This is a genomic window from Methylophaga sulfidovorans (assembly GCF_900114205.1).
Taxonomy (GTDB): Bacteria; Pseudomonadota; Gammaproteobacteria; order Nitrosococcales; family Methylophagaceae; genus Methylophaga; species Methylophaga sulfidovorans.
This window is the reverse complement of sequence record NZ_FOSH01000031.1, coordinates 1-1325: the sequence shown is the minus strand read 5'-3', so window position 1 is coordinate 1325 and position 1325 is coordinate 1. Positions and strand designations below refer to the sequence as shown.

At 46.7% G+C, this 1325-nt stretch carries 1 tRNA gene and 1 rRNA gene; both read left to right on the top strand.

Annotated features, from left to right (window positions below):
* Positions 1-173: 173 nt before the first annotated feature.
* Positions 174-249 (top strand) — tRNA-Ala (locus BM232_RS14725).
* A gap of 204 nt (positions 250-453) precedes the next feature.
* Positions 454-1325: ribosomal RNA gene (locus tag BM232_RS14720) — 23S ribosomal RNA — on the top strand; the annotation flags it as partial.

Sequence of the window (1325 nt, the reverse complement as noted above, 5' to 3'; positions counted from 1 at the left end):
TGATAAGGGTGAGGTCGGTGGTTCAAATCCACCCAGACCCACCACTTTTTCCGTCATACTTCGTTAAAAATCAATTCATTTGCTACCTGCAAACTTCATTGATTTTTGCCTTATCTGACGAAAAAAGCCCTTTGATTGGGGTGATGTGGTACCCATGGACGTCTCAGAATACTGGGGCTATAGCTCAGCTGGGAGAGCGCCTGCCTTGCACGCAGGAGGTCCGCGGTTCGATCCCGCGTAGCTCCACCACTATTTCTCTTTAAGTGATAAATACTGACTAGCTTATTTGATAAGTAAGTTACTCAGTGTTTTATACACTGCTCTTTAACAAAACGGAAAGAAGTAACAAGGCAGAATTGCATACTGTAGTGATACAGCGTGAAATTCTAAGTAAAGAAAAACTTATGTCGCAATAAGAAAGACATATAACGTCAAGTTAATTTGGGGTTATATGGTCAAGTGAATAAGCGCACATGGTGGATGCCTTGGCGATAAGAGGCGAAGAAGGACGTAGAAATCTGCGATAAGCGTTGGCGAGTTGATAAACGAGCTGTGACCCAACGATCTCCGAATGGGGCAACCCACTTACCTATGGTAAGTATCCTTAAGTGAATACATAGCTTAAGGAGGCGAACCCGGCGAACTGAAACATCTAAGTAGCCGGAGGAAAAGAAATCAACCGAGATTTCCCTAGTAGCGGCGAGCGAACGGGAAACAGCCTGCAAGTGATAATTAACGTATTAGTGGAAGAGTCTGGAAAGGCTCGCGATACAGGGTGATAGCCCCGTACACGAAAATGCGTTAATGGTACTAGGCTTGCGACAAGTAGGGCGGGGCACGAGAAACCTTGTCTGAACATGGGGGGACCATCCTCCAAGGCTAAATACTCCTTATCGACCGATAGTGAACCAGTACCGTGAGGGAAAGGCGAAAAGAACCCCGTTGAGGGGAGTGAAATAGAACCTGAAACCGTGTGCGTACAAGCAGTAGGAGCAGACTTGTTCTGTGACTGCGTACCTTTTGTATAATGGGTCAGCGACTTAATTTATGTAGCGAGCTTAACCGAATAGGGGAGGCGCAGGGAAACCGAGTCTTAATAGGGCGACTAGTTGCATGGATTAGACCCGAAACCTGGCGATCTATCCATGGTCAGGATGAAGGTTGGGTAACACTAACTGGAGGTCCGAACTCACGTATGTTGAAAAATGCGGAGATGAACTGTGGATCGGAGTGAAAGGCTAATCAAGCCAGGAGATAGCTGGTTCTCCTCGAAAGCTATTTAGGTAGCGCCTCGTATCTCACTCTCGGGGGTAGAGCACTGTTTG